Raw genomic sequence first — 13,237 nt, 5'->3', positions numbered from 1 at the left:
GCGTCAACCCTTCACGAAGAGCTGGCGCGGCACATTAGACAGGCATTCGACGCCCGTCTCCGTGATCGCGATGCTTTCGGTGATCTCCAGCCCCATATCCTCAAGCCACAGGCCGGTCATGAAATGGAAGGTCATGCCGGGCTTCAGCTCGGTGCGGTCTCCGGGACGCAAGCTCATGGTGCGCTCGCCCCAATCCGGCGGATAGGATGAACCGATGGGATAACCGGTGCGATTGTCCTTGATGATCCCATATTTCTTCAGGATCGCGAAGAATGCATTGGCTATGTCTTCGCACGTATTGCCGGGCTTGGCAGCAGAAAGCCCAGCTTCCATGCCCTCAAGCGTCGCCTTTTCCGCGTCGATGAAGGCTTGCGTCGGCTGGCCCAGGAAGACGGTTCGCGACAGCGGGCAGTGATAGCGCTTGTAGGCGCCCGCGATTTCGAAGAACGTGCCTTCGCCAAGCTGCATCGGCTTGTCGTCCCACGTCAGATGCGGCGCAGAAGCATCTGCGCCCGATGGCAGCAGCGGCACGATTGCAGGATAATCGCCGCCAAATTCCGGTGTGCCACGAATACCGGCATCATAAATTTCGGCCACGAGATCGCATTTGCGCATACCAGGTTCGATGACATCGACTATGCGCTTATGCATAAGCTCGACGATCTTGCCTGCCTTGCGCATATAATCGAGTTCGGTCGGACTCTTGACGGCCCGTTGCCAATTGACCAGACCCGCAGCATCCTTGAACCGCGCGTTCGGCAGATGCCGCTGGAGGGAGGCAAAGGCGGCAGCGGAGAAATAGTAATTATCCATTTCCACGCCCACCGTATGGCCCGACCATCGGCGGTCATCGATAATCTGCGACAGCAGATCCATCGGGTGACGCTCGATGGATTGCACATAATGATCCGGATAGCCGATAATATTGTCATGCTCGATATAGGCCGTACGCTTCGCGCCGTTGGCGTCCTGCTTGCGCCCGTACCAGATCGGCTCGCCGCTTGGCGGCACCACGACGCATTGATGCACATAGAAGGACCAGCCGTCGTAGCCCGTGAGCCAGTGCATATTGGACGGATCGGTAACAATCAGAAGATCAATCCCGGCTTTTTCCATGGCCTGTCGGGTCTTGGCGAGGCGCGTCGCATATTCTTCGCGCGTAAAGTTCAGCGTCACGCTCACGCTGCATCTCCCATTTTGATTTCATTATCAATTGTTTGGCCGCTATTTGCGTCTCTTGCGCGGGCGAGCGCCAGATTGGCAATAGCCGTGTCCTGTACGCCTGTGCCGGTGAGATCGGCAAAGGTGATTTCATCGGCGCTCGTTCTCCCCGGCGCCTTTCCGGCAATGACCGCGCCAATTTCAGCAAATGACTGATCGGGCATAACTGCACCTGCCTTGATGGCATGATGCAATTCTCCCAGGATGCGGGTTTGCGTGGTACGGTCGGCAACGTAGATTGTGCGGGCAAAAACGGCAGGCTCAATCTCGTTCTTGTGCTCGGCATCCGAACCCATCGCTGTCAGATGCTGTCCGGGTTCCAGCCACTCGGCCTTCAGGATAGGCTTTTCGGCAGGGGTGGTCGTCACGATGATATCCGCGCCGCGCACCGCCTCGCCGGGATCGGCCTTTGCAACGATGTCGAGGCCGTGTTCCTGTGCCATGACCCTCGCAAGCTGCTGCGCCTTGGCGTGATCGCGCGCCCAAATTCGGGCGGACTTGATCGGACGCACAAGCATCAACGCCTCGAGTTGCAGCCGCGCCTGTACACCGGCACCGAAAATTGCCGCAGCGGAAGCATCTTCGCGCGCCAGGTGGCGGGCCGCAACGGCCCCGGCAGCTGCCGTACGCACATCGGTAAGATAGCCATTGTCGAGCAGGAGCGACTGGACCAGGCCGGTCTTGGCGCTGAAGAGGATCATCAGCCCGTTGAGGCTCGGCAGCCCAAGCTTGGGATTGTCGAAAAAGCCGGGGCTGATCTTGATAGCGAAGCCGTCGAAGCCAGGCACATACGCGGTCTTGACGTCCACTTCACCACGATATTCAGGAATATCGAGGCGCAGGATCGGCGGCATCGCGACGGATTCGGTTGCGAGCGCAGCAAATGCTTGTTCGACACAATCGACCGCTGAACTATCGAGCTTGACGATGGCACGAAGATCTTTTTCCAGCAGAATGCTGACGCGGCTCATGCGACAACTCCATCGACGATAGTTTTATGGATTTCGGGATCGATATTGCCACCCGAAACGATAATCACAGACGGACCGGTCAGACTGACTTTTTTTGCAAGGATTGCGGCAATACCGACGGCGCCAGCCCCTTCGACGGTTTCGCTTTCCTCTCGCGCCGCGTGGCGAATGCCGGCTGCAATCTCATCCTCGGCAAGCAGGACGATCTCGTCGATCAGACTGCGACAGAGGGCGAAAGTCACACGGTTTTGCAGGCCGATACCGCCACCAAGCGAATCCGCCAGGGTTTCTTCTTCGCGGATGGCCACGGGCCTGCCGGCGACAACCGCCGCATGCATGGCTGCACCGCGAGCCATCGAAATGCCTATGATGCGCGTCTGCGGCATCAGCGCCTTGATAGCAACCGCGATACCGCCTGCCAGACCGCCACCGGAAAGGGGAATGAGCACTGTCGAAAGCTCAGGCAGGTCTTCAAGAATTTCCAAGCCGATCGTCCCTTGACCGGCGGCGACATTGATATTGTCGAACGGCGGGATTGCAACAAGGCCGCGGCTGGCGACAAGACGCTCAACCTCTTCCTGAGCATCATCCTGCGAGGATCCAACGATGCGGATTTCGGCACCAAGGGCACGAATTGCCTCAACCTTGTTAGCGGGCACCAATGCCGACATGCAGATCGTAGCCGGAAGGCCTAGCTCGCGCGCAGCATAGGCAACCGCGCGGCCGTGATTACCGGTCGAAGCGGTAACGAGGCCGCGTTTGCGCGCCGCTTCATCAAGGGAAAGGATTGCATTCATCGCACCGCGCAGCTTGAAAGCACCGATCGGCTGACGCGTTTCAAGCTTGAGATAAACGGGTTGATTGGAAAACGCGGAAAGTGAACTCGAACATACGAGCGGCGTACGCGTAACATGCCCCTCGATGCGAGCCGCAGCCTGCTCGACATCTGCCAGCATTAGGGGCAGCATGGTTTCTTCGAATGATCCGGGCGCGACTTTGCTCTTCATGATTGTCATGTTGAGAGCGAACCAAAATCATGTCAATTATTATATTGTCATGATTCAATGATTGTCGTGTGCAGCCTAACCGATCGAGCCTATGTCATAGACTGGCGGCAATTGCTCAAAAGCCTGATGCACGGTGATGAGGGCCTTGGTAAGGCTCGCATGGCTCATGCGCCCTCCCAGACATATGCGAATGCCTCCTCCGTGGGCCGGCCCTGCAATGAAGGGTTCGGACGGAGTGACCGCGATATTCTGGTTCGCAAGCGAGCGCACCAGACCTTCTTCCGTCCAATGTGCAGGAACCTTGAGCCAGGCACACAGGGACAGCGGGTGACTGGATGCAATATGATCACCGAGGATTTCGGTCGCGATCGACTGACGCGCACGCGCCTCATCTCGCTGGATATCAAGCAGCCGGAGCGCAGTGCCATCTTCCACCCAACGGGTTGCGATTTCCGCTGCGAGATAGGTACCGCTCCAACTCGACACGCGCAGAATGGAGGCTGCGCGAATGGAATAGGCCGGTGGCACGACGAGATAGCCGACGCGCAAGCCGGTCAAGACCGCTTTTGTGAAACTGGTAACGAAGAAGCCTAGATCAGGCAGCATTTCGCTTATTGACGGCAGATCTTCTTCGATTATTGGCCGGTAAACCTCATCTTCTATAACGAAAACGCCGTAACGATCTGCAATCGCTGCTATTTCCCGTCTGCGCGCGGCTCCGGCGACATGGCCGGTAGGATTATTGAGCGTTGGGATAAGAACGAGAGCCCGTACGCCGCCAGCCGCACATGCAGCCTCCAGCGCATCGGGCAAAAGACCTTCATTATCCGTGGGTAAGCCCTTCAAGCTAAAGCCCAGAATATTGGAAAGCCCAATAATTCCATGATCCGTGAGATTCTCGCATAGAACAACGTCACCGGAGCGGATTATGCAGCTTAGTGCGAGAAAGATCGCGTGTGCGGCGCCATTGGTAACCAGGATTCGCTCGGCTCCGGCTGCAACGCCAAGTCCGCGCAACCAGGTTCTTGCTGTCTCGCGATGCCGATCAAGTCCCGCAATCGGACGGCAAGGTCGCATGAAACCCGCGACATCACCTTCTGCCATTTCCCGGAAAATCTCCCGTGACGCATTTTCATGTGCGTCGAGATAGACCCCGCGAATGATCGAAAGGTCGAGCACTTCATTAGGACTGTGGTCGAGCATCATACGGCCCGCGCGGTCCGTCACGCGCGCCTTGACGAAAGTACCGCGGCCGATTTCACCGCTCAAGTAGCCAAGCCGCTCCGCCTCTTTGTAGGAAAGGCTGACAGTCTGGACAGAAAGACCAAGCTCGCGCGCCAGATCGCGATGCGTAGGCATGCGATCCGTAGGCTTGAGTATGCCGGCATCGATATCGGCGATGATGCGTTCGGTGAGCGCTGCGTGCTTGGTTGCGCCTTTCTGCCGGGCAAGCTTCGGTCGCCACTCCACCGGCTTTGTCGCAGGTATCGGATCGAGCGCGAGGGGATTGGCTTGACGACGCATGAAATTGTCTCGTTCTTCGGGACGATAATTTCATGACATTATGCACGCTTCATCGCAAAAGATGAAGCGTTATGCAGCATCCGCGGCAAGTGCATCCGAAATGCACATAATTGCCGCCATTATGCCTTTGAACCAGGCAGTTACCGGCGGCTGGAAAACCCGCCGGCGCCGCTTGCATCAAACCTTTTCGCCAGCCTGGACCAGTTCGTCCATCACGGATCGCACCGCAGCTTCCGCGATGGCGATAATCTCATCAACCTCTTCCTTCGTCGTAACGAGGGGCGGTGCGAAGCCTAGAATATCACCATGCGGCATGGCGCGAGCGATGAGGCCACCGTTGCGCGCCGCTTTGGAAACGCGTGCGCCGACAGCAAGACCGGGGGCAAAGCGCGTCTTCTTTTCGCGATCCGCTACGAATTCGATTGCCCCCATCAGACCAACACCACGCACTTCGCCAACGATCGGAAGCTGGGCAAACTTTGCCTTCAGCTGCTCCTGGAAATAAGTGCCGACTTCGCGCGCATTGCCAGGCAGATCCTCCTTCTCAACAATGTCGAGCACAGCATTGGCGGCAGCCGCGCCAATTGGATGGCCGGAATAGGTGTAGCCATGCGAGAAGGCACCGACGCGATCCGCGCCTTCTTCCAGCACTTTGTAGACTTTTTCGCCGACTATGGCACCTGAAAGCGGAAAATAGGCGGAGGTCAGGCCTTTGGCGACGGTGATAAGATCAGGCTCGATTCCATAGTGTTGCGAGCCAAACATGGAGCCGGTCCGGCCAAAGCCGGTAATAACTTCGTCGGCGATAAGAAGAATGTCGTACTTCTTCAGGACCTTCTGGATTTCTTCCCAATAAGCTTGCGGGGGAGGGGTGATACCCCCGGTTCCGAGTACCGGCTCCGCGATGAAGGCACCGATCGTATCCGGGTCTTCGCGCACGATCAGCGTTTCAAGTTCGCCAGCACGGCGTCTGGAAAATTCCAGTTCGGTTTCGCCTGCTTCCGCTCCCCAGTAATGATGCGGTGCACCAGTATGCAAAATCCCCGCACGCGGCAAATCCATGTGATCATGATAGAAACTCATGCCGGTCATGGAGCCGGAAACGACGCTGCAGCCATGATAGCCGCGCTCCCGCGAAATGATCTTCTTCTTGTTCGGCTTGCCGCGCAGATTGCTGTAATACCAGACCAGCTTCGCTTGCGTTTCGTTGGCATCCGAACCCGACATGCCGTAAAAAACCTTGCTCATCTTGCCCGGTGCCATCTTCACCAGTCGGTCTGAAAGAATGGCGAGTTCGTCCGTTGTATGGGCAGCATAGGAATGATAATAGGCGAGGCGATAGGCCTGACGGGAAATCGCCTCAGCAACTTCCGTGCGTCCATAGCCGACATTCACACAGTAGAGGCCAGCGAACCCATCGATCAACTGCTTGCCATGCGCGTCCTGGATGCGGATGCCTTTGCCCGTTTCAACGATAGTCGGATCTCCCATCTTGCCGGTGGCAAAATCCTTGAGCTGCGTGAAGGGATGCAGAACCGAATTCCGATCCATCTCCGCGATCTGGTTAAGGTTGAGGGTCATGGATAATCCTTTCATGCAGCGAGATTGCCGAAGCAAACGTATTTTGCTTCGAGATATTCCAGAAGACCGTGGCGGGAGCCTTCCCGGCCAAGGCCGGATTGCTTCCATCCGCCGAACGGAATCGGCGCGCCGGTAAATTTGGGAGTATTGACGGCGACCATGCCGTATTCGAGCCGGTCAGTAAGACGCATCGCGCGTCCAAGATCATTCGTGTAGAGATAGGCTGCCAGTCCCATCTCGGTGGCGTTGGCGCGCGCAAGCACTTCGCTTTCATCATCGAAGGGAAGAACTGCGGCGACCGGCCCGAAAGTTTCCTCACGCGCGATGAGCATATCTTCCGTCACGTCGGCCAGGATGGTCGGGGTGACGAAATTGCCGCCAAGCGGACTGTCTTGTCCGCCGCAAGCCAGACGCGCACCCGCAGACAAGGCCTGTGCAATCTGCTGACGGCATTTCTCGGCCACTGACGGCCGCGTCATGGGTCCGATGTCGATACCCGGCTCAAGACCATGACCGACGGCAAGGCTGGACGCCGCCTCGGCGAACTGGTGGACAAAGCGATCATAAAGTCCGCGCTGGACATAGATCCGATTGGCGGCAAGGCAATCCTGACCCGATGTCGCGAATTTCGCGCCCATGCAGCCATTGACCGCTTTCGCAAGATCATAGTCGTCGAAGACGATGAAAGGCGCATGACCACCCAGTTCCAGCGATGCTTTTTTTATAGTCGCGGCCGATTGCGTGAGCAAAATGCGCCCCACTTCCGTCGAACCGGTAAAGGAGAAAGCGCGCACTTCCGTGTGCTCCAGAAGACGGCGGGCCAAAGGAGCGGCTTCGCCCGTCAGAACCTGAAAAACCCCCGCCGGCATACCGGCTTCCTGAGCGAGCTTCGCCAGAGCAAGCGCAGAGAGCGGCGTTTCGGGCGCCGGCTTTACAATCATGGTGCAACCGGCAGCGAGAGCCGCACCCGCCTTGCGGGTGATCATGGCCGAAGGGAAGTTCCAGGGAGTGATCGCCACGGCAACGCCAAGCGGCTGCATCTGTACGGAAAGACGACTGCCGGGCAGGTGGCTTGGAATGGTCTCTCCATAGGCACGTTCACCTTCGGCGGCGAACCAGTCGAGGAAATTGGCCGCGTAGGAGATTTCACCCAGCGATTCTGCCAGCGGTTTTCCCTGCTCGGCTGTCATGATGACAGCGAGATCCTGAGCATTGATACGCATGAGGCCAGCCCAGTTGCGCAGAATATGGCCACGCTCGGCAGGCAATCTGTCGCGCCAGTCGAAAAACGCGCTTCTCGCGAAATCGACGGCCGCGTCGGCATCTTCAAGCGTGCAGGCCGCAACCTCAACCAGATGCTCGTTCGACGCCGGATCAACGACACTCAGCGTCCTGTCGCGCGCAGCCCAGGTTCCGTTCAGAAAGGCACGCCGCTCGAGCAGATCGGGCCGGGCCAGCTTTTCAAGGGCGGCAGATGCGATGCCTTGCATGAGAGACTCCAGATGGGTTTACAAGCAGATTATCTGGCCCGCATGATCAGGTGGCAGCATTGATTACGACGTCAACGCAGAAAATTTGCATTGTTTGCCAATTTGGTGCAGGATTCCTGCATGATTATGCTTGATAGGGCAGACAGGGCGCTGCTTGAAGCCGTCCAGAAGAACAACCGCCTGACCTCGGAAGAGCTGGCGCAAACGGTCAATCTCTCGCCAACGGCCTGCCAGCGACGATTGAAACGACTGCGCGAGGAAGGCGTGATCGAAGCAGACGTTTCGATCGTTTCACCAAAAGCCGTAGGTCGGAGCATCACCATGATCGTGCTTGTTTCGCTGGAGCGCGAACGGGCCGATATTGTCGATCGATTCAAGGCAGCGATCCGCGCCACCAAAGAAGTGATGATCGGCTACTATGTGACCGGAGACGCCGACTTCATCCTCGTCATCACTGCTAAGGACATGGAAGATTATGAAGCCTTCACGCGTCGTTTCTTCTACGAAAATCACGACATCAAAGGCTTCAAGACGATGGTGGTGATGGACCGCGTGAAGGCGGGGTTCGCATTTCCCTTGGATCTTTAGAGGAAGCCCGGCATCTTCCGGCTTCTCCAGACGCTTCGCGACCGAACATGGGCTTTGCTGCATGAAGTTCGACTGGAATGACCTTAGGTTCTTTTTGGCCGTTGCCCGTACCCGCCGAATTACTGAAGCGGCGATCAAATTACAGGTGAGTCAGGCAACGGTGACGCGCCGCATCGGCGCGATGGAGGATGCTCTTGGAACGGCACTCTTCAGTCGTCGTAACGACGGCTACGTTCTCACGGACTCGGGAAAGGCGCTGGTCGAACCCGCGGAGCAGGCAGAGGCCCAGTTACAGTGGATCGAGAGGAATACCGCAGCGGCAACAGACGCTGTTCAAGGCACCGTAAGGCTTCAAACGCCGGAAATCCTCGGCCAGCACCTGATCATGCCACGGCTTGCAGCCTTTCACATGGCGCATCCGGATCTCGCTTTTGAGTTTATTGCGGACGTCCGCTCCACACGCCTGTCCAAAGGCGAGGCAGATATACTCATTCGTCTGGTTCGCCCCGAAAATGGCGACTATACCATCCGCAAGCTCGGAGAAATCGCGCTTGGATTATATTGTTCGGCAGAATATCTGGCTCGACATGATCACACCGCCATTTCCCGGCTGCATGCAGGGCACCGTCTCATCGGATGGGAAACGGAGCTTGCCTATCTGCCGATGGCGCGATGGCTTGAGAGCCGGTCGGGCGATGCACTCTACAGCGTTCGCACGCACACGATGGGCAGCCAGCTCGCCGCAGCCAAAGCGGGATTCGGCATCGCTGTCCTTCCAGCCTTCATTGCAAGAAAACAAGGCTTGATGCGGGTGATGGACGAGCACCCCCCACTCGTGACGGACATATGGATGCTACAGCAAGCTGCATCGCATGAATTTGCACGAGTTCGCGCAGTCGCAGACTATCTGGGCGATATGATCGCATCCGCACAGGCAGAGCTCTTGTCGGCGTGATACCTTCTGACAAATATGAAGAATGGTTCTTCATATTTGTTCATGGGCAGGGACCGGTTGCCTCCGCCATAGTTCCACCAGCTAATTTCCTGGGAGAGCATTGATAATGGCGACGACAGCTTTGGCCTACAAATTCGACAGGACGGGCGATGCGAATGTCCTCAAGTTTGAGGAGTATGAGCTCGACACGCCTGCGGCTGGACAAGTGCAAATCCGGCAGGAAGCGATCGGCCTCAATTTCATAGATATCTACCACCGCACGGGGGCGTTTCCACTGCCATTGCCTAGCGGCATCGGCGTCGAGGGTGCGGGCGTCATTGAAGCTGTGGGGGAGGGAGTGGACGGACTCCGTCGCGGAGACAGGGTAGTCTATGTTGGCGGTACGCCCGGCGGATATGCAACAGTCCGTCACATCGCGGCGGCCCGAGTGGTAAGGCTTCCGGACGGAATTAGCACACAAACCGCAGCAAGCTTGACCTTTAAAGGCCTCACCGTCGAGTATCTCATACGTCGCTGCCATATAGTGAAGCCGGGTGACGTCGTCCTTTGGCAGGCCGCCGCCGGTGGCGTAGGCAGCATCGCATGTCAATGGCTCCAACATATTGGTGCGACGGTAATAGGAACCGTTAGCTCGCGGCAAAAAGCCGAAATCGCAAAGGCCAATGGCTGCGCATATCCGGTCGTCTACACCGAAGAGGATTTTGTCGAGCGCGTGAAGGAGGTCACTGACGGCAAAGGTGTTTCGGCAGCCTATGATGGAATCGGTGGCGACACGTTCTACAAATCTCTGGACTGTCTTCAGCCCCGTGGGATCATGGTAAGTTTCGGAAGCGCATCCGGAGGTGTGCCTCCGCTCGACATAGGACAACTCGGCACTCGCGGCTCCTTGTTCCTGACGCGCCCATCCATCGCGCATTACACCGCCAGGAAAGATGAACTCGAGGCTGCGGCGGAAAGCCTGTTCTCCCTGATCCTTGATAAGAATATTCGCGTCGTAGAGCCCACTGTCTACCACCTGAAGGACGCAGCACAGGCGCAACGCGATCTGGAGTCGGGCAAAACCACAGGCTCGATCGTTCTGGTACCATAGCCTTCTCTTCGAACGGACGGGGTGGCGGATCTGCTGCGCTATTTGATCTCTATGGCTTTCCAAGATAGATGCATTCCTGCGTGGAGATCGTTCGAGGTCTTCCAGAAAAGGAAAAACAGATGAGCGACCTGAACGACGACGATTATGTATATGATGAAGCCACCGGCGAATGGCGCCCCGCTTCCGAACTTGCTGCTGAAAAGGCTAAAGGGGCGGAAGTCCGCGATGCGTCGGGAAATCTTCTTGCCGATGGCGATTCCGTCGTGCTGATCAAAGACCTGAAGGTCAAGGGCGCGGGACAGACGCTCAAGCAGGGCACCGTCATCAAGACGATCCGGCTGACCGACAATCCCGAAGAAGTCGACTGCCGTCACGACGCCATCAAGGGACTGGTCTTGCGTACCGAGTTCGTGCGCAAGCGCTGATTCGAAGTGCGGAAAGCGTTCCTCAGCTCTCCTTCATCCAGTTGAGGCAGCCCGCGAGAAACCCGTTATTGCTGACAAGGATAGCTCCACGCTTGTAAAGGCTTCCTGACGTGTTGGGGCTACGCGTCCTCAAGACCCAGACCTGTTGCGAGCTATCCGTCCATAAAATTTCACCGCCCGCACTACGAACCGCAGCGAAAGCTTGGACGGGGGTCGCCATGGGATGAAAAAGAACAATGGCAACATCGTTTCGCGCGACGGGAAATATCGATACGCCGCCTGCTAGAATAGCAATGAAAACCGTCAGTGCTGCGACTTTCGACGCACCGCCGTCCGATCCGTTGCGGCGCATCCAATAGCCCGCCAAACAAGGCAGAACCCCGAAAATCAGGAGCCAGACTACATCCCAGACAAGCGGGTTCTCGGCGTCCATGCGGATATGATGCAAACCCAGAACCCAATGCGAAAAAATCGCATCGACGATATGCCAGACACCGAAGCCGGTCAGCAGGTAGCTTGAAAATATCCGCTTCGTTTGCCCTTGCCCCAGAACCGCGCGTGATCTGAGAAGCAGGTAGATGCCGATCACAGTCATCAGATACATAAGCAGATGGAACAAGCCATCGGTCATGATGAGAAACCGAATGTCCAGACGTGCCTGCTGAACGCCGCTTAGCAGATGGTGCCATTCGAGAATTTGATGCAAAAGAATGCCGTCGAAGAAACCGCCAAGACCAAAACCCATGAAAGCCGCCGAGACCGCAAGCCTCCGGTCGGATACAGGTAGCCGGGAATGCACCATAGTGTCAGCTCGTCTTTCTCTTAAGGAAGAGGTCAAACATAAAGACAAGGACGAGGTTCCGACGTGATCGTGAGTTCAGGCGGAACCCAGCGGCCACACAAATGTGTGGCGGCGCTGTTGAAATATCATCGGCGCTGCAAAGTGGAAAATGTCCGACCAGTCGCAAGACGGGACGCCGACCAGCCCCGATCTGAGCGATAGCGGTTGCAAGATCAGGCCGGGGCGGGTGGCGAACACGTCTTTTCGGCTTTAGCTTTGAGATTATCCGATCGACACGTCACTCCGCAGCTTGGCGCGGCGTCAACGCTTTCTCCCGCCGCGCAATCACAGCCGGATCATTCATGAAGTCCTTGCTCCGGCCCGGCCCACGAGCGCGTTTGAGTTAACCATTCTTGCGCTGTTGCTCTTCACCTTCGGCTTTGCCTGGTCCTGGCACTCTTTCACGTAGACCAGAATATCACCGAGCGTTTCATGACAACTTCCTTGCATTGAATAACTCGTTGTTATCATTGTCGCACTTCAAGCGAGAACCCGCCCGGCTACACAAATAGGAATTCATAATGCATCTTATGGAACATAATTCACTTCTGAGTCCTGCACGCCGGTATCGCAACAAATGTCTCACAGCCGACTTAACACGCGTATCCCGCCAAACAGCCAGCCGCACGAGCCCCATGTGGAACAATCGACCGTCAGGCAACGGCAAGCCTCTCGCGACGATAACGGGATATTCCTGCACCGACCGCACTTTAGGCAACCGGGGCAATCGCGTGATTGGAATCTTCAGCATTGCAGGTGCGCGCGACAAACTTGTCTGATATGCATTTTCTGCCCATATGAGCAAAGCAGGATGAGACCGAGACGTGAAACAAATTCTAGCCTTTGGAGATAGCCTGACGTGGGGTGCAGACCCTGTGACGGGCGGACGACACCCTTTCGCCTATCGCTGGCCCACCGCTCTTTCTGAAGCGCTGGAAGATCGCGTGCATGTCATATCGGAGGGTCTGGGTGGACGCACCACCTGCTTTGACGATCATGCCGCGCCGAATGAACGTAATGGAGTGCGGGCTCTGCCTATGCTTCTGGGCAGTCACTATCCGCTTGACCTCGTCATAATAATGTTGGGAACCAATGACTTGAAGCCACAGCTCTGCGGCTTTGCCAATGGTGCACAAGGCGGCATCCGACGCCTTGTGCAACTTGTGCATCTCTACCCCTGGAAGACGGGCATAGAGGTACCCAAAGTGTTGATCGTGGCGCCGCCAGCCTGCTGCCAGACCGCCGATGGTCGTCCCCCTGCGCAAAACCGCTCAATCGAAGAATCGCGAAAGTTCGCTACTCTTTACGAGACTGTAGCGAAGGAGACCGGGGTTGCATTTTTCAACGCCGCACGTGTGGTGGAACCATCGCCCGTGGACGGTGTGCATCTCGATGCCGAGAACACGGAAAAGCTCGGGAAAGCGCTAGCGCCAGTGGCCGAGAAACTGCTTTTCGACTAACTTATATTACAATTGACAATTTTATATCATATGTGATCTGATACCTGAAATGCCGATGAGTGGAGGCTCATCGGCTAATAGGGA

Annotated in this window: 12 protein-coding genes; 5 read left to right on the top strand and 7 right to left on the bottom strand. The window is 56.8% G+C overall.

Translation table 11 applies throughout. The annotated features are described in order from the left end of the window. Positions 1-3 precede the first annotated feature (3 nt). The 6 genes from doeA to IE151_RS09740 all read right to left on the bottom strand — a co-directional run bounded on the left by doeA (position 4) and on the right by IE151_RS09740 (position 7,794). Positions 4-1,182: an ectoine hydrolase DoeA gene (gene doeA / locus IE151_RS09765; RefSeq protein ID WP_189489828.1), complete on the bottom strand. Its 1,179-nt coding sequence runs from the start codon at positions 1,180-1,182 to the stop codon at positions 4-6. Continuing rightward, positions 1,179-2,192 carry an ectoine utilization protein EutC gene (eutC, locus tag IE151_RS09760; protein WP_189489827.1) on the bottom strand — a complete coding sequence of 338 codons (1,014 nt, stop codon included), beginning with the start codon at positions 2,190-2,192 and terminating at the stop codon, positions 1,179-1,181. The genes doeA and eutC overlap by 4 nt, the downstream gene beginning before the upstream one ends. Continuing rightward, positions 2,189-3,208, bottom strand: coding sequence for a hydroxyectoine utilization dehydratase EutB (eutB, locus tag IE151_RS09755; protein ID WP_189489826.1), 1,020 nt, complete (start codon positions 3,206-3,208; stop codon positions 2,189-2,191). Before eutB ends, eutC begins: the two co-directional genes overlap by 4 nt. 66 nt (positions 3,209-3,274) lie before the next feature. Next, positions 3,275-4,723, bottom strand: a complete 1,449-nt coding sequence (gene ehuR / locus IE151_RS09750) for a MocR-like ectoine utilization transcription factor EhuR (protein ID WP_189489825.1) — start codon at positions 4,721-4,723, stop codon at positions 3,275-3,277. Between the two features lie 177 nt (positions 4,724-4,900). Next, on the bottom strand, positions 4,901-6,304 hold the full coding sequence (locus IE151_RS09745) for an aspartate aminotransferase family protein (protein WP_189489824.1): 1,404 nt from the start codon (positions 6,302-6,304) through the stop codon (positions 4,901-4,903). 11 nt (positions 6,305-6,315) lie between these two features. Continuing rightward, positions 6,316-7,794, bottom strand: a complete 1,479-nt coding sequence (locus IE151_RS09740) for an NAD-dependent succinate-semialdehyde dehydrogenase (protein ID WP_189489823.1) — start codon at positions 7,792-7,794, stop codon at positions 6,316-6,318. A gap of 120 nt (positions 7,795-7,914) precedes the next feature. Here IE151_RS09740 and IE151_RS09735 point away from each other — a divergent pair, with 120 nt between their 5' ends. The 4 genes from IE151_RS09735 (at position 7,915) to IE151_RS09720 (ending at position 10,852) form a co-directional block, all read left to right on the top strand. Continuing rightward, positions 7,915-8,382, top strand: a complete 468-nt coding sequence (locus IE151_RS09735) for an Lrp/AsnC family transcriptional regulator (RefSeq protein WP_189489822.1) — start codon at positions 7,915-7,917, stop codon at positions 8,380-8,382. Between the two features lie 61 nt (positions 8,383-8,443). Then, complete coding sequence (locus IE151_RS09730) at positions 8,444-9,337, top strand: LysR family transcriptional regulator (RefSeq protein ID WP_189489821.1); 894 nt, start codon at positions 8,444-8,446, stop codon at positions 9,335-9,337. 106 nt (positions 9,338-9,443) lie between these two features. Next, the gene (locus IE151_RS09725; RefSeq protein WP_189489820.1) at positions 9,444-10,427 is read left to right on the top strand and encodes a quinone oxidoreductase family protein; all 984 of its coding nucleotides are present in this window, start codon (positions 9,444-9,446) and stop codon (positions 10,425-10,427) included. A gap of 119 nt (positions 10,428-10,546) precedes the next feature. After that, on the top strand, positions 10,547-10,852 hold the full coding sequence (locus IE151_RS09720; protein WP_189489819.1) for an alkylphosphonate utilization protein: 306 nt from the start codon (positions 10,547-10,549) through the stop codon (positions 10,850-10,852). Positions 10,853-10,874: 22 nt separating this feature from the next. On the opposite strand, the gene IE151_RS09715 is transcribed toward IE151_RS09720, so the two are convergent. Then, positions 10,875-11,597 carry a DUF2243 domain-containing protein gene (locus IE151_RS09715; protein ID WP_189489818.1) on the bottom strand — a complete coding sequence of 241 codons (723 nt, stop codon included), beginning with the start codon at positions 11,595-11,597 and terminating at the stop codon, positions 10,875-10,877. Between the two features lie 920 nt (positions 11,598-12,517). Between IE151_RS09715 and IE151_RS09710 the strand changes: the two genes are divergently transcribed. After that, complete coding sequence (locus tag IE151_RS09710; protein WP_189489817.1) at positions 12,518-13,153, top strand: SGNH/GDSL hydrolase family protein; 636 nt, start codon at positions 12,518-12,520, stop codon at positions 13,151-13,153. Positions 13,154-13,237 lie beyond the last annotated feature (84 nt).

This window comes from Limoniibacter endophyticus, assembly GCF_014652835.1.
GTDB lineage: Bacteria > Pseudomonadota > Alphaproteobacteria > Rhizobiales > Rhizobiaceae > Limoniibacter > Limoniibacter endophyticus.
Note: the sequence above shows the minus strand (reverse complement) of the source record. Positions and strands in the feature narration are given on the sequence as shown.